The following is a 12,629-nucleotide window of genomic DNA, read 5'->3' as shown; positions in this document are numbered from 1 at the left end:
CGCCGTACTGGCGTACTGTCTTCGACGCTGCGCCTTGCGCTGAAGGCTGCGCTGCCCGGCCTCCATCGCGGCGTTGCAGCGTCTTGCCGTACTGGCGTGCTGTCTTCGACGCTGCGCCTTGCGCTGAAGGCTGGGCGGGGTGCTTGGGGTGGGGTAGTTAGATCTCGGAGACGATCTGGTCCATCGGGCGGCGGACTTTTTTCAGGTTGGCCAGCCAGTCGCCTTCGTCGGCGCGGTAGCCCAGCGGCAGGATCACCACGCTTTTCAGGTGGCGCGCGCCCAGGCCCAGGATCTCGTCCACGGCTTTCGGGTCAAAGCCTTCCATCGGCGTGCTGTCGACGTGTTCTTCGGCGGCGGCCACCATCGCCAGGCCCAGCGCGATATACACCTGGCGCGCGGCGGCTTCGGCGTTCTGTTCGAGCGTACGCGAGGCAACGATGCCCTTCAATTGCTTGCGATACGCTTCCCAGCCTTCGTTGATGAAGCCGCGCTGATCGTTCGTCATGTCGAACATCATGTCGATGCGTTCTTCGGTGATATTGTCCCAGGCCGCGAACACCAGCAGGTGCGACGCTTCGCTCACGCCGGACTGGTTCCACGCGACCGCGCGGATCTTGTCGCGCAGCTCGGGCGTCTTGACGACCAACACTTCGAACGGCTGCAGGCCGGACGAGGTCGGTGCCAGGCGGATCGCTTCCAGGATCTTGTCGAGCTTGGCCTGCTCCAGCTGCTTGGCAGGATTGTATTTCTTGGTGGCGTAACGCCAGTTCAGTTTGTCGATCAGGTCGGACATGAGGGCTCCTTGAGGATTGTGGCCGGTTAGTGTAAGCCAACTTGCCAATCCGCGTATGAGCCCGCCTTAAAAGCGCACGGCCGGGCGTGCGCCGTGCCACCCCGGTCAGGCGAAGCTCTGGCCGGCGAGCGCAAAGCCCTTGATGAACTCGGCTGCGGGCAGGCGCTTGCCGCCCGGCTTTTGCAGCATGGTCAGGCGCAGTGCGCCGGTACCGCAGGCAACCACGATGCCGTCGGCATCGGCCGTCAGCACCTGGCCCGGTGCGCCCCGGCCCTCGGCCAGTTGCGCGGCCCACAGCTTGACCACCACGCCGTTGACCGTGCCGTGGGCGCCGGGGAACGGGTTGAATGCGCGGATCTTGCGATCGAGTTCGACCGCCGAAAGACCGAAGTCGAGCGCCGCTTCTTCCTTGCTGATCTTGGCTGCGTAATTGACGCCTTGCTCGGGCTGGACCACGGCCTCGAGCGTGCCGTGCTTCATCCGCTGCAGCGCCTCGACGATCATCGTGCCGCCCAGCGCGGCCAGCCTGTCGTGCACGGTGCCGGTGGTGTCGTGCGGGCCGATGGCGATTTTTTCCGTCAGCAGCATGGGACCGGTATCGAGGCCTTCTTCCATCTGCATGATGGTGATGCCGGTTTCGCTGTCGCCGGCCTCGATGGCGCGGTGGATCGGCGCGGCGCCGCGCCAGCGCGGCAGCAGCGAACCGTGGATGTTCAGGCAGGGCTTGATGTCAAGCGTGCTGAGCGGCAGGATCAGGCCGTAGGCGGCCACCACCATCACCTCGTAGGGCGTGGACAGCAGGCGCTCGTGGGTTGCCCGCGCCTGCTCGGCGCGCACCGGGTCCTTGCTGTCGGTGCGCAGCGACAGCGGCTGCAATACTTCCATGCCGTGCGCCACCGCGTACTGCTTGACGGCCGACGGCTGCAGCTGCATGCCGCGCCCGGCCGGCCGGTCGGGCTGGGTCAATACCAGTGCGATCTCGAAGCCAGCTTCGTGCAGCGCTTGCAGGGCGACGGCGGCAAATTCCGGGGTGCCGGCAAAGACGATCTTCATCGGTGCCCGGCGCTCAGTAACGACGGCCCTGGGCGCGCAGCGCCGCTTCGCGTTCCATGCTGCGCTCTTCCTTTTGCAGCTTGGCCTTGATGCGGTTGCGCTTGAGCGGCGACAGGTATTCGACGAAGACCTTGCCTTTCAGGTGGTCCATCTCGTGCTGGATGCACACGGCCAGCAGGCCGTCGGCATCGACCTCGAACGGCTGGCCCTTGACGTCGAACGCGCGCACCTTGACCTTCGATGGACGCTCGACGCCGTCGTAGATGCCGGGCACCGACAGGCAGCCTTCGTCGTAGACCTGCTTGTCGTCGCTGGCCCACAGGATTTCCGGGTTGATGTAGGCGGCCAGTCCGCTCTTGTCTTCGGTGATGTCGATCACGACTACCTGTTCGTGCACGTCCACCTGGGACGCGGCCAGGCCGACGCCCGGGGCGTCGTACATGGTTTCGGCCATGTCGGCCACCAGTTTTTCCAGGCGCTCGTCGAAGACCGTGACCGGCTTGGCCACCTTGTGCAGGCGTGGATCGGGGTAACGCAGTATGTTCAGGATAGCCATATAGTTAACAGGTGCGGATCGTGGCAGCTGGAAACGCGCCGTCTCGCCAGGGGGCGGGCGCTGTTTTGCTTGCCAGGTCAGGGGTTTGTGGGCAGAATTTGATTCACTACGGGCAACGCTTGCTGCCGCATCGATTGGATCGCGAATGAAAAATTTTATCACAGTCGGCCCATGCTTAGCGGCAGCGCTGTTTGTTGCAACAGCGGCAACGGCAGCTGCGGCGCCCGTCAACTGCCAGTTCCGCACCGATGCCCCGGACCGCCACGTGGTGGTGCGCGGCGATACGCTGTGGGATATCGCCGACAAGTTTCTCCAGCAACCGTGGTGCTGGCCCACCGTGTGGGACCTGAACCGTGCTGAAATCGCCAATCCGCACTGGATTTACCCGGACCAGGTGATCTGGTTCGACCGCGCCGCCGGCCGCCTGCGGCTCGGCGACAGCGCCGGTGCCAACCACGGCGCCGGCAACGCCGGCGTGCCCACCGAGCGCCGCTCGCCGGCCGTGCGCAGCAGCGCCATCGGCGCCGCTGCCATCGCCTCGATTCCGTCCGCCGAGATCGCACCATTCCTGTCGCAGCCGCTGATCGTGGAAAACGACGCCCTGGCCAGCGCACCGCGCATCGTTGCCACCGCCGACGGCCACGTCTTCATCGGCCAGGGCGACCAGGCTTATGTGCGCGGCAACCTCGGTGCGGCCACCACGTTCCAGGTCTATCGCCCGGGCCGGCCGCTGACCGATCCGGACAGCGGCCAGGTGCTGGCCCATGAAGCGCTTTACCTGGGCACGGTTACGCTGCAGGCCAGCGCCGGCGCGGACAGCGACGTGCACACGGTGCGCGCCACCACCACGGTCGAGGAGATGGGCGCAGGCGACCGGCTGACGCCGCTGCAGCCGGCGCAGACGCCGCAGTATGCGCCGCACCCGCCCGCCACCCGCATCGACGCCCGCGTGCTGGCCGTGCAGGGCGGCGTGCAGTACGCGGGGCGGCACCAGGTGGTCAGCATTAATCGCGGAAAGCTTGACGGACTCGATATCGGCGCCGTGCTGCGCCTGTACCATGCGGGAAGAACTGTGCCCGACACGACCGCGCCCACCGGCTGGTTCGGCCGTGCACAGCAGGTCAGGTTGCCCGACGACCAGGTCGGCAGCCTGTTTATCTTCCGCGTGTTCAACCGCGTGTCCTACGGGCTGATCATGCAGGCGACAGCGCCCGTGGTCGTGGGCGACAACGCCACCTCGCCGGAGTAAACCGCGCCGTGCAAGCCACGGAATCGTCCCCACTGCCCACGGCGTCCGCACTCGGCGCCTGGTTGCGCCTCGAGCAGACCGACGGCGTGGGCCTGATCACGGCCCACGCCCTGCTGGCGCGCTTTCAGACGCCGCAAGCGATCTTCGCGGCCAGCCACGCCGAGCTGCTGACGGTCGTCACGCCGGCCCGCGCGCGCGCCTTGCTGGCGCCGCCGTCCGCCGGCCTCGCGGCCCAGGTCGATGCCGTGCAAGCATGGTGCGCGCAGCCGGGCAACCGGCTGCTCACGTTCGACCACGGCGACTATCCCCCGCTGCTGCGCCAGATTGCCGCCGCGCCCCTGATGTTGTACGTCAAGGGCAAGCCGGCGCTGCTGCAGCGCCCGGCGGTGGCCGTGGTCGGTTCGCGCAACGCCAGCGTGATGGGGCGGCAGACAGCCGAGCGCATGGCGCACGCGCTGGCCGAGGCGGGCGTGACCATCGTGTCCGGGCTGGCGCTGGGCATCGACGCTGCCGCCCATGCCGGCGGCCTGGCCGGTGAGGGCGGCACGGTGGCCGTGATCGGCACCGGCGCCGACCGCATCTATCCTGCCAGTAACGAGGCGCTGGCCCGGCGCATCGCCGAGCACGGGTGCATCGTCAGCGAATACGCGCTCGGCACGCCGCCGCTGCGTGACAATTTTCCAAGACGCAATCGGGTGATCAGCGGTCTGGCGCGCGCGGTGCTGGTGGTCGAGGCGGCCGCCCGCTCCGGCTCGCTGATCACGGCGCGGCTGGCAGCCTCGCAGGACCGCGACGTCTATGCGATGCCGGGCTCGGTTCATGCGAGCTTGTCCAAGGGATGTCACCGTCTGATCCGCGACGGCGCCAAGCTGGTGGAGACGGCGGCGGACGTGTTGTCGGAACTGCATATCGGTATTGATACGGTGGCAACAGGGTCGCATTTTGACGACAGTTTTGTCGACCGCGTACTGCTTGCCATGGGCGACCAACCGATCCGTCCCGAGACCCTCGCGGCACACCTGCAGCAGCCGGCTGCCGAGCTGCAGGGGCAGCTGCTGGCGCTGGAGCTGGCCGGTTTGCTCGAACGTTTGCCGGGCGGCTGGATCCAGCGTTTGCGCCGCTGAAACCTGTTGTATAAAGTTGCGTTCAGTAAATGTACGCTACTTGTGTCCGATCTGTTTTAGCTGATAGAGTAGAGCCATGTTCGACATCCTAGTTTATCTCTACGAGACGTATTACCGTCCTGATGCCTGCCCGGAACCGGAGGCATTGGCCAAGAAGCTGTCGGCTGTCGGTTTCGACGACATCGAGATCTCCGAGGCACTGGTCTGGCTGAACGATCTCACGGCCATGGCCGGCGTCGAGCATTCGCTCACCGCTGCCTCCACCGGCACGCGGATTTACGTCGACGAAGAGCGCGACGTGCTCGGGACCGACGCCATCGGTTTCATCCAGTTCCTCGAATCGGCCAAGGTGCTCACGCCGCTGCAGCGCGAAATCGTCATCGAACGCGCGCTGTCGCTCGAAGAAGTGCCGGTCTCGCTCGGTCAGCTCAAGGTGATCGTGCTGATGCTGCTGTGGAGCCAGGGCAAGGAGCCGGACGCCCTGATGTTTGACGACCTGTTTGGCGCAGACGACGACGCGCCCCCCCGCCTGCTGCACTGATCGCGCCTGACGCAGCCGCCATGGCGGCGTTGCAGCGCCAAAACGTGTCCATGTACTAGCGTACTGTCTTCGGCGCTGCGTCTTGCCCTGAAGGCAGCGGCCACCGCTTCGTCAAGGGGACGCTGCCGTTTTTTCATCATGCCCGCGTCGGCCGGTCCCCCATTCTTCCCGCTATTGTCCTGGCAAGATTGTCACGCCATGCCCTTGCCATCGGCAGCGCAAACGTGCAGACTGCCACGCGATCCATGTATGATGCGCATGCTAAACCACCCCAAGTGTTAAAAACGAGATACCCAATATGAGCAAAACCCTCATCATCGCCGAGAAGCCTTCTGTCGCGAACGACATCGCGAAGACGCTTGGCGGCTTCACCAAGCACGATGAGTACTTTGAATCCGACGAGTACGTGCTGTCCTCCGCCGTCGGTCACCTGCTGGAAATTGCCGTCCCTGAAGAATATGACATCAAGCGCGGCAAATGGAGCTTTGCCCACCTGCCGATGATCCCGCCGTACTTCGCGCTCAATCCGATCGCCAAGACCGAGGCGCGCCTCAAGGTACTGAACAAGCTGATCAAACGTAAAGACGTCTCCGCCCTGATCAACGCCTGCGACGCGGGGCGCGAAGGGGAACTGATTTTCCGCCTGATCGCGCAGAACGCCAAGGCCAAGCAGCCGGTCAAGCGGCTGTGGCTGCAATCGATGACGCCGGGTGCGATCCGCGAGGGCTTCGCACAGCTGCGCAGCGACGAGGAAATGATGCCGCTGGCCGACGCCGCCCGCTGCCGCTCCGAAGCCGACTGGCTGATCGGCATCAACGGCACCCGCGCCATGACCGCGTTCAACTCGAAAGAGGGCGGCTTCTACTTGACCACGGTCGGCCGGGTGCAGACGCCGACGCTGTCGATCGTGGTCGAGCGCGAAGAGAAGATCAAGAAATTCGTGCCGCGCGATTACTGGGAAGTGCGCGCCGAGTTCGTGTGCGCGGCCGGCGTCTACGAAGGCCGCTGGCTCGACACCAAGTTCAAGAAGGACGAGACCGATCCCGAAAAACGCGCCGAGCGCCTGTGGAGCAAGGCTGCCGCCGACAGCATCGCGCTGGCCTGCCGCGGCAAGCAGGGTGTGGTCACCGAAGAAGCCAAGCCGACAACCTCGATGGCGCCGGCGCTGTTCGACCTGACCAGCCTGCAGCGCGAAGCGAACTCGCGCTTCGGCTTTTCGGCCAAGAACACGCTGGGCCTGGCCCAGGCGCTGTACGAAAAGCACAAGGTGCTGACCTATCCGCGTACCGACTCGCGCCACCTGCCCGAGGACTACATGGACACGGTCAAGCAGGCGCTGGGCGTGGTCAAGGAAAACCCGAACTACCATCAATTCGCCAAGCAGATCCTGGACAAGGGCTGGGTCAAGCCGAACAAGCGTATCTTCGACAACAGCAAGATCTCGGACCACTTCGCGATCATCCCGACCACGATCGCGCCTAAAAACCTGTCCGAGCCGGAACAGAAGCTGTACGACCTGGTCACGCGCCGTTTCATGGCCGTGTTCTTCCCGGCTGCCGAATTCCAAGTCACCACCCGGTACACCGAGGTGTCCGGTCACCAGTTCAAGACCGAGGGCAAGGTCATGACCAACCCCGGCTGGCTGGCCGTGTATGGCAAGGACACGTCGGACGACGACAAGGGTGACAAGAGCAACGGCAACAAGAACATCGTGCCGGTGGCCAAGGGCGAAAAAGTCCTGACCGACAAGGTCGACGCCAACGGCCTGGTCACCAAGCCGCCGGCGCGCTACACCGAGGCGACGCTGCTGTCGGCCATGGAAGGCGCGGGCAAGCTGGTGGAAGACGACGAGTTGCGCGACGCCATGGCCGGCAAGGGCCTGGGCACGCCGGCAACGCGCGCGGCCACCATCGAAGGCTTGATCACCGAAAAGTACCTGCTGCGCGAAGGCCGCGAACTGATGCCGACCGCCAAGGCGTTCCAGCTGATGACCTTGCTGCGCGGCCTGGGCGTGAACGAGCTGACCGCGCCCGAGCTGACGGGCGAGTGGGAGTACAAGCTGTCGCAAATGGAGAAGGGCAAGATTTCGCGCGATGAATTCATGCGTGAAATCGCCCAGATGACCCAGGTTATCGTCAAGCGCGCCAAGGAGTACGACAACGACACCATCCCGGGCGAGTACGCGACGCTGTCCGCGCCGTGCCCGAACTGCGGTAGCGTGGTCAAGGAAAACTACCGCCGCTTTGCCTGCACCAAGTGCGATTTCTCGATGAGCAAGACGCCGGGCAGCCGCCAGTTCGAAGTGCCGGAAGTGGAGCAGTTGCTGCGCGACCGCACCATCGGCCCGCTGCAAGGCTTCCGCTCGAAGATGGGCCGGCCGTTCGCGGCCATCCTGCGCATCGTGCGCGATGAAGACATCAACAACTTCAAGCTCGAGTTCGACTTCGGCCAGAACGACGATTCGGACGATGCGGAACCGGTCGATTTCACCGGCCAGACCGCGCTCGGACCTTGCCCCAAGTGCAACGGCGGCGTGTACGAAATGGGCCTGGCTTATGTGTGCGAGCAGACCGTCGCCAAGCCGAAGGGGTGCGATTTCCGCAGCGGCCGCATCATCCTGCAACAGGAAATCCTGCCCGAGCAGATGGCCAAGCTGCTCAACGACGGCAAGACCGACCTGCTGCCGGGCTTCGTGTCGCAGCGCACGCGCCGGCCGTTCAAGGCCTTCCTGGTCAAAGGCAAGGACGGCAAGATCAGCTTCGAGTTCGAGGAACGCAAGGCCAAGGCGCCGGCCAAGGGCAAGGCTGCTGCCAAGGACGAGCCGGCTGCCGAAGGCGGCGCCGACGACGCGGCAGCGCCGAAAAAAGCTGCTGCCAAGAAGGCGCCGGTGAAGAAAGCGGCCACCACCAAAGTGGCAGCCAAGAAGCCGGCCGCCAGGAAGGCGCCGGCCAAGAAGGCCGCCGCTGCGGCGGAGTAAGCCCCAAAGTAAGCCCAAAAAAGGACGCTGCGGCGTCCTTTTTTACTTGCAATACGGAATTTTTCGGCTATATTGGGAGGACCATGAACGTTTCCTTCAATTCCGCCGCCCCTGCTTACAGCACCACGTTCGCCCCGAGCGCGCCCGTGGCTGTCCAGCCCGAAGGCGCAGCGCTGTCGTCGGAAGCGGTCGACCTGTCGGAACAATCGGCCGTGGTTGCCACGCTCGGCGGCAGCACCGGCGGCCCGGCCGTGTACTCGGCCACCGGACTGCTGGGCACGCTGGAACAGGCTGGCGTCAGCGAAGAACCGCTGCCCATCCCCGCCGACGGCAGCAACATCGACACGTCGGAAACGGCGCAGCAGGCGCTCGACCAGGGCATCTTGTCCGGTCTCACCGCCCCCGGCAGCGCCTCCGGCATCTATACGCCGGGCGGCAGCAACAACCTGTCCGCCCAGGCTTCCAGCAACTGGGCCGACATCCTCAAAAGCGATCCCACCTACGCCAGCACCGTCATCGGCAGCTCGATCAATACCGGCATCCTCAACACCATCAACGTCACCGCCTGACCCTAATACCGTTAAGTTAAGGTCTTCATATCCGTCGTACCCGCGCAGGCGGGTACCCAGGTTCTGCGCGATGCGTCGGCATGTCAGCCACATTGGGTTCCCGCCTGTGCAGGGACGACGTTTTCATGCTAACAAAATGAATACTTTTCGCTTAACTTGACGGCATGACCGCCTGACCCCGCAGTTCAGAATTCGACGCTGGTCATGTTGTCGTCGGGTTTGCGGTCGATCAGTTTGTTGTCGGGGTCGATGCCGGCTTTGGCCGGACGGGCGTTGACGATGACGGTGTAGCGGTTGTCTTTCCGGTCGATCAGCTTGCGTTCGCGCAGCAGCGGGGCGCCCTTGTCGTCGTCCACGCCGATGTCGATGTAATCGTTCAGTGCCACGTCGCTTTCCACGCCCTGGTCGCTGGCGCGCACCTTGGACGCGCTCACCACCAGGTTGACCTCGTAGCGGCCGTCGGCCAGCTTGCGGGCCGTGCTGGCCACGGCGCGGTTATCGTACAGCACGATGTGGTTGAACAGGTCGTCGATCAGGTAGGCCTGGTCGGGCGTCACCACCTGGCGCAGCGCGTCGATCAGCACCGAGACGCCCGGGTACGGTCCGCTGCTGCGCGCGTGGTCGGCCAGCAGCTGGCGCAGGGCGGCGTTGATGCGCTGTTCGCCGACGATGTCCTGCAGCTGGTACATCGCCAGCGCGCCTTTGCGGTACTGGATGTAGTCCTGGTTTTCATTGTCGGCCAGCGCCATCTCCTTCTTGCGTTCGAGCGCGCGGCCGATCAGGTACTGGTACAGGTCGAAGTACAGGAAGCGCCGCATCCTGGCGTCGCCGTAGGCGTGCTTCATCACCATCAGCGCCGAGTACTCGGCCAGCGTTTCGGACAGCACGGTAGCGCCGCGCACATTGCCCCCGACGAGCTGGTGCCCCCACCACTGGTGCGCCACTTCGTGCGCGGTGACGAAGAACGGGTAATCGATGTCTTTCGGATTGTTGTCGTTGACGCGGGCGATGAAGCCCAGCGCCTCCGAATAGGCGATCGTGTTCGGATAGGCCTGCGCGTAGGTGGCGTAGCGCGGGAACTCGACGATGCGCACCACCTTGTGCTGGTACGGACCGAAGTGGCGCGTGTAGTAGTCGAGCGACTGCTTGACGCCGCGGTTCATGCGTTCGAGGTTGACCTCGTGGCCGGGATGGTAATACAGCTCGATGCCGACGTCCTGCCACCAGTCGCGCCTGACGTGGTAGCGCGCCGATTGGAAGGCGTAGAAGTTGAGCATCGGCTGCGCGGACCGGTAATGATAGTAATGGCGGCCGCCCGCGTTCCACTCCTTGAGCAGCGTCCCCGGCGCCACGGCCACCTGGCTGTCGCTGGTGCTGACCACGGCGTCGAAGCCGATGGTGTCGGCGTCGTTGCCGACGAAATTGTTGGCCAGGCCGCCGACGTCGTCGCGCGGCAGCATGCGCTCGCGCGCGCCCAGGCCGTGCTTGCGGCGGTCGCGTGCGTCGGCCAGTTCGTTGGCCGGCTGGTAGCCGATATGCGGCAGCACGTCGTTGTTGAAGAAGGTGCCGTTGCCCACGACCGGCGTGTCCTGGCCCAGGCCGAAGATGCCGCGCGGTGCAAAGGCCAGGTCGAACTCGAAGGCCAGGCGCGCACCGGGCGCCAGCGGCGTCGCCAGCTTGTAGCTGTAGAAGCCGCGCGCCGCGTCCGCGATGCCGGGGCGCACCGCCGTGCTGAAGCGCGCGCGCCAGCCGGTGGCGGTCGGATCCTGGTGGACGATGATGTCGGTGACCGGTTGCGCAGTCTTGTTGTGCAACACGTAGCGGCCATGCACGACCAGGCTGCGGGTGGCCGGCGTGATGGCGACGTCGAGCTTGACGTCGGTGATGCGCGGCTGCGGCAGCACCGCGTACTGCTTGTAGCGGCGCTCGTAGTCGGCGCGGTCCACGTCTTTTTGCCACGCCGACTGGTAGCGGTTCAGCACGTGGGTGTTATAGAACAGCACCGCGCCGGCGCCGGCAAACACCAGGATGCCGGTGGCCAGTGCACCGAGCACGGGCAGGCTCAGACGGCGGCGCGCCAGTTGCAGGCGCTGGCGCCAGCCGTCGTCGGTGCCGCGCGCCCAGAACAGCACGGCCAGCACCATCAGCACGATGGCCGCGCCGCCCCAGTAGGCCTCGAACCAGCGCTCGCGCGGCAGGTAATGGCCGTAGCCGTTCATGGCCGAGTAAATAAAACGCGGCATCTCGCCGTACAGCAAGAGCGGTTCGCCCAGCCCCAGCGAGGACAGCGTGACCACCGCCACGTAGTGCACGATCATGGCGAAGTACGCCAGGTAGCGCTGGTTGATCACCACCTGCAGCGCGATCGCCAGCACCGCGCCCAGCGCATAGCCGGGCCACTGCAGCAGGAACAGCTGGTACAGATACAGGCCCGGCTCGAGCGCGAAATACCCCTTGGCGATCTGGATCGCCATGCCGGTCAACATCACCACCACCTGCAGCAGCGCCTGCAGGCCGATCAGCGCGCACAGTTTCGAGAGCAGCGGCAGCCAGCCCGGCACCGGCAGCGCATCGAGCATCTGGCCCATGTGGGCTTCGCGTTCGCGCCACACCAGTTCACCGGCGTAGAAGGTGGTGATGACCATCATGAACAGCGCGAAGGTCTGCGACACCGATTCGAGCACCAGGTAGGTGGCCGGATAGGTGCTGGTGCCGTACAGTGGCGCGATTTCCAGCGTGCTGGCCAGCATCATCAGCACGCCGGCCAGCACCAGCACCAGGAAGTAGATGTTCTTGACGGTCTCGCGCAGGTTGAGCCAGCTCATGCGCAGGAACAGCAGGGCCATGCTGCGCCCGGCAAAGTCGGGCGCCTCGGCGGTATTGGTGGCGCTGGCGCTGAGCGGGCGCGGCGCTTCGGCGGCGGCGCCCTGGCGGCCGCTGTCGCTGGTGGCGATGAAGTGGAAGCGCCAGTAGCCGAGCAGCAGGCCGGCCAGCGCGAACGACGACCACAGCGCGCGGTTGAGCAGGTACACGCCCTCGGGCCAGAACATGCGCGTGTTGCGTTCGACGATGGGCCAGTACTCGGTGGCGCGGATCACGGCCGTGGTGCCGAACGGATCGATCAGCGCCGCCAGGGTCTTGAAATCGAGGTCGCGCGCCAGGCTGGGCGCGATGATGTAGCCGATCAGCATGACCACGCTGCTGATGTACACGGGCAGCATGCGCCGGGTCAGTGCGGCCAGCATGAAGAACACGGCGCCAAAGATGAAGATATTGGGCAGGATGACGATCAGGTAGGGCAGCGCATAGGCCAGCGGCCCCGGATGCGACAGCCGCTCCGGGTCGATGCCGGGCAACAGGCTGCCGAGCCAGACGCCCAGGAGAATGCTGGTGAAGATCACGGCCAGCGTCAGGTAGGCGCCGATGAAACGGCCGAACATGTACTGGTGCTTGGCGATCGGCGCGCTGAAGAAGAAGTGCTGCATCTCGTGCTCGAAGTCCTGCTGCACCGAGCGGCCCATCATGGCGGCAATCACGATGACCCCCAGGGAGCCGAGCGCGCTGACGGTCAACATCAGCGAACGCGGCGCGTCGATGGCGCTGGCGCCGAAGGCGATGCTCGAGCCCTTGAAGTAGCCGCCTGCGGCCGCCATCCACAGCACGGTCAGCGCCAGGAAGCCGGCGAAATAGACCCAGGTGGACAGCAGCCGGAGGCGCTGGCGCGCTTCGAAGCGGGCAATGGCAAACAGCGTGGACGTGGTGGCCAT

The 12,629-nt window shown here is 65.2% G+C and carries 9 protein-coding genes; 5 read left to right on the top strand and 4 right to left on the bottom strand.

Features of this window, described 5'->3' with window-relative positions; all coding sequences use genetic code 11:
* Positions 1-157: 157 nt before the first annotated feature.
* The 3 genes from ASF61_RS16555 to def all read right to left on the bottom strand — a co-directional run bounded on the left by ASF61_RS16555 (position 158) and on the right by def (position 2,402).
* Complete coding sequence (locus tag ASF61_RS16555) at positions 158-793, bottom strand: NAD(P)H-dependent oxidoreductase (RefSeq protein ID WP_056157949.1); 636 nt, start codon at positions 791-793, stop codon at positions 158-160.
* A gap of 105 nt (positions 794-898) precedes the next feature.
* Complete coding sequence (gene fmt, locus ASF61_RS16550) at positions 899-1,846, bottom strand: methionyl-tRNA formyltransferase (RefSeq protein ID WP_056157946.1); 948 nt, start codon at positions 1,844-1,846, stop codon at positions 899-901.
* 13 nt (positions 1,847-1,859) lie between these two features.
* Positions 1,860-2,402 (bottom strand): peptide deformylase, encoded by a 543-nt coding sequence (gene def, locus ASF61_RS16545; RefSeq protein WP_056157941.1) that lies wholly within the window; start codon positions 2,400-2,402, stop codon positions 1,860-1,862.
* 145 nt (positions 2,403-2,547) lie between these two features.
* On the opposite strand from def, the gene ASF61_RS16540 reads away from it, so the two are divergent.
* The 5 genes from ASF61_RS16540 (at position 2,548) to ASF61_RS16520 (ending at position 8,862) form a co-directional block, all read left to right on the top strand.
* On the top strand, positions 2,548-3,651 hold the full coding sequence (locus tag ASF61_RS16540) for a LysM peptidoglycan-binding domain-containing protein (RefSeq protein ID WP_056157937.1): 1,104 nt from the start codon (positions 2,548-2,550) through the stop codon (positions 3,649-3,651).
* 8 nt (positions 3,652-3,659) lie between these two features.
* A complete protein-coding gene (dprA, locus tag ASF61_RS16535; RefSeq protein ID WP_056157935.1) occupies positions 3,660-4,775 on the top strand; it encodes a DNA-processing protein DprA in 1,116 nt (371 codons plus the stop codon).
* Between the two features lie 76 nt (positions 4,776-4,851).
* Complete coding sequence (locus ASF61_RS16530) at positions 4,852-5,316, top strand: DUF494 family protein (protein ID WP_056157932.1); 465 nt, start codon at positions 4,852-4,854, stop codon at positions 5,314-5,316.
* Positions 5,317-5,614: 298 nt separating this feature from the next.
* Positions 5,615-8,293, top strand: coding sequence for a DNA topoisomerase III (locus ASF61_RS16525; protein WP_056157928.1), 2,679 nt, complete (start codon positions 5,615-5,617; stop codon positions 8,291-8,293).
* A gap of 83 nt (positions 8,294-8,376) precedes the next feature.
* Positions 8,377-8,862, top strand: coding sequence for a hypothetical protein (locus ASF61_RS16520; RefSeq protein WP_056157925.1), 486 nt, complete (start codon positions 8,377-8,379; stop codon positions 8,860-8,862).
* A gap of 185 nt (positions 8,863-9,047) precedes the next feature.
* On the opposite strand, the gene ASF61_RS16515 is transcribed toward ASF61_RS16520, so the two are convergent.
* Entirely contained in the window at positions 9,048-12,629 is a 3,582-nt protein-coding gene (locus ASF61_RS16515) for a M1 family aminopeptidase (protein WP_229205884.1), read from the bottom strand.

Origin of the sequence: Duganella sp. Leaf126, assembly GCF_001423125.1 — a bacterium.
Lineage (GTDB): Bacteria > Pseudomonadota > Gammaproteobacteria > Burkholderiales > Burkholderiaceae_D > Rugamonas.
This window is presented reverse-complemented; position numbering and strand designations above follow the sequence as displayed.

Excerpts from the sequence above, each read along its gene's own strand:
- ASF61_RS16555 (WP_056157949.1), bottom strand. The coding sequence starts at position 793 with ATGTCCGACCTGATCGACAAACTGAACTGGCGTTACGCCACCAAGAAA.
- fmt (WP_056157946.1), bottom strand. The coding sequence starts at position 1,846 with ATGAAGATCGTCTTTGCCGGCACCCCGGAATTTGCCGCCGTCGCCCTG.
- def (WP_056157941.1), bottom strand. The coding sequence starts at position 2,402 with ATGGCTATCCTGAACATACTGCGTTACCCCGATCCACGCCTGCACAAG.
- ASF61_RS16540 (WP_056157937.1), top strand. The coding sequence starts at position 2,548 with ATGAAAAATTTTATCACAGTCGGCCCATGCTTAGCGGCAGCGCTGTTT.
- ASF61_RS16530 (WP_056157932.1), top strand. The coding sequence starts at position 4,852 with ATGTTCGACATCCTAGTTTATCTCTACGAGACGTATTACCGTCCTGAT.
- ASF61_RS16525 (WP_056157928.1), top strand. The coding sequence starts at position 5,615 with ATGAGCAAAACCCTCATCATCGCCGAGAAGCCTTCTGTCGCGAACGAC.
- ASF61_RS16520 (WP_056157925.1), top strand. The coding sequence starts at position 8,377 with ATGAACGTTTCCTTCAATTCCGCCGCCCCTGCTTACAGCACCACGTTC.
- ASF61_RS16515 (WP_229205884.1), bottom strand. The coding sequence starts at position 12,629 with ATGGCCACCACGTCCACGCTGTTTGCCATTGCCCGCTTCGAAGCGCGC.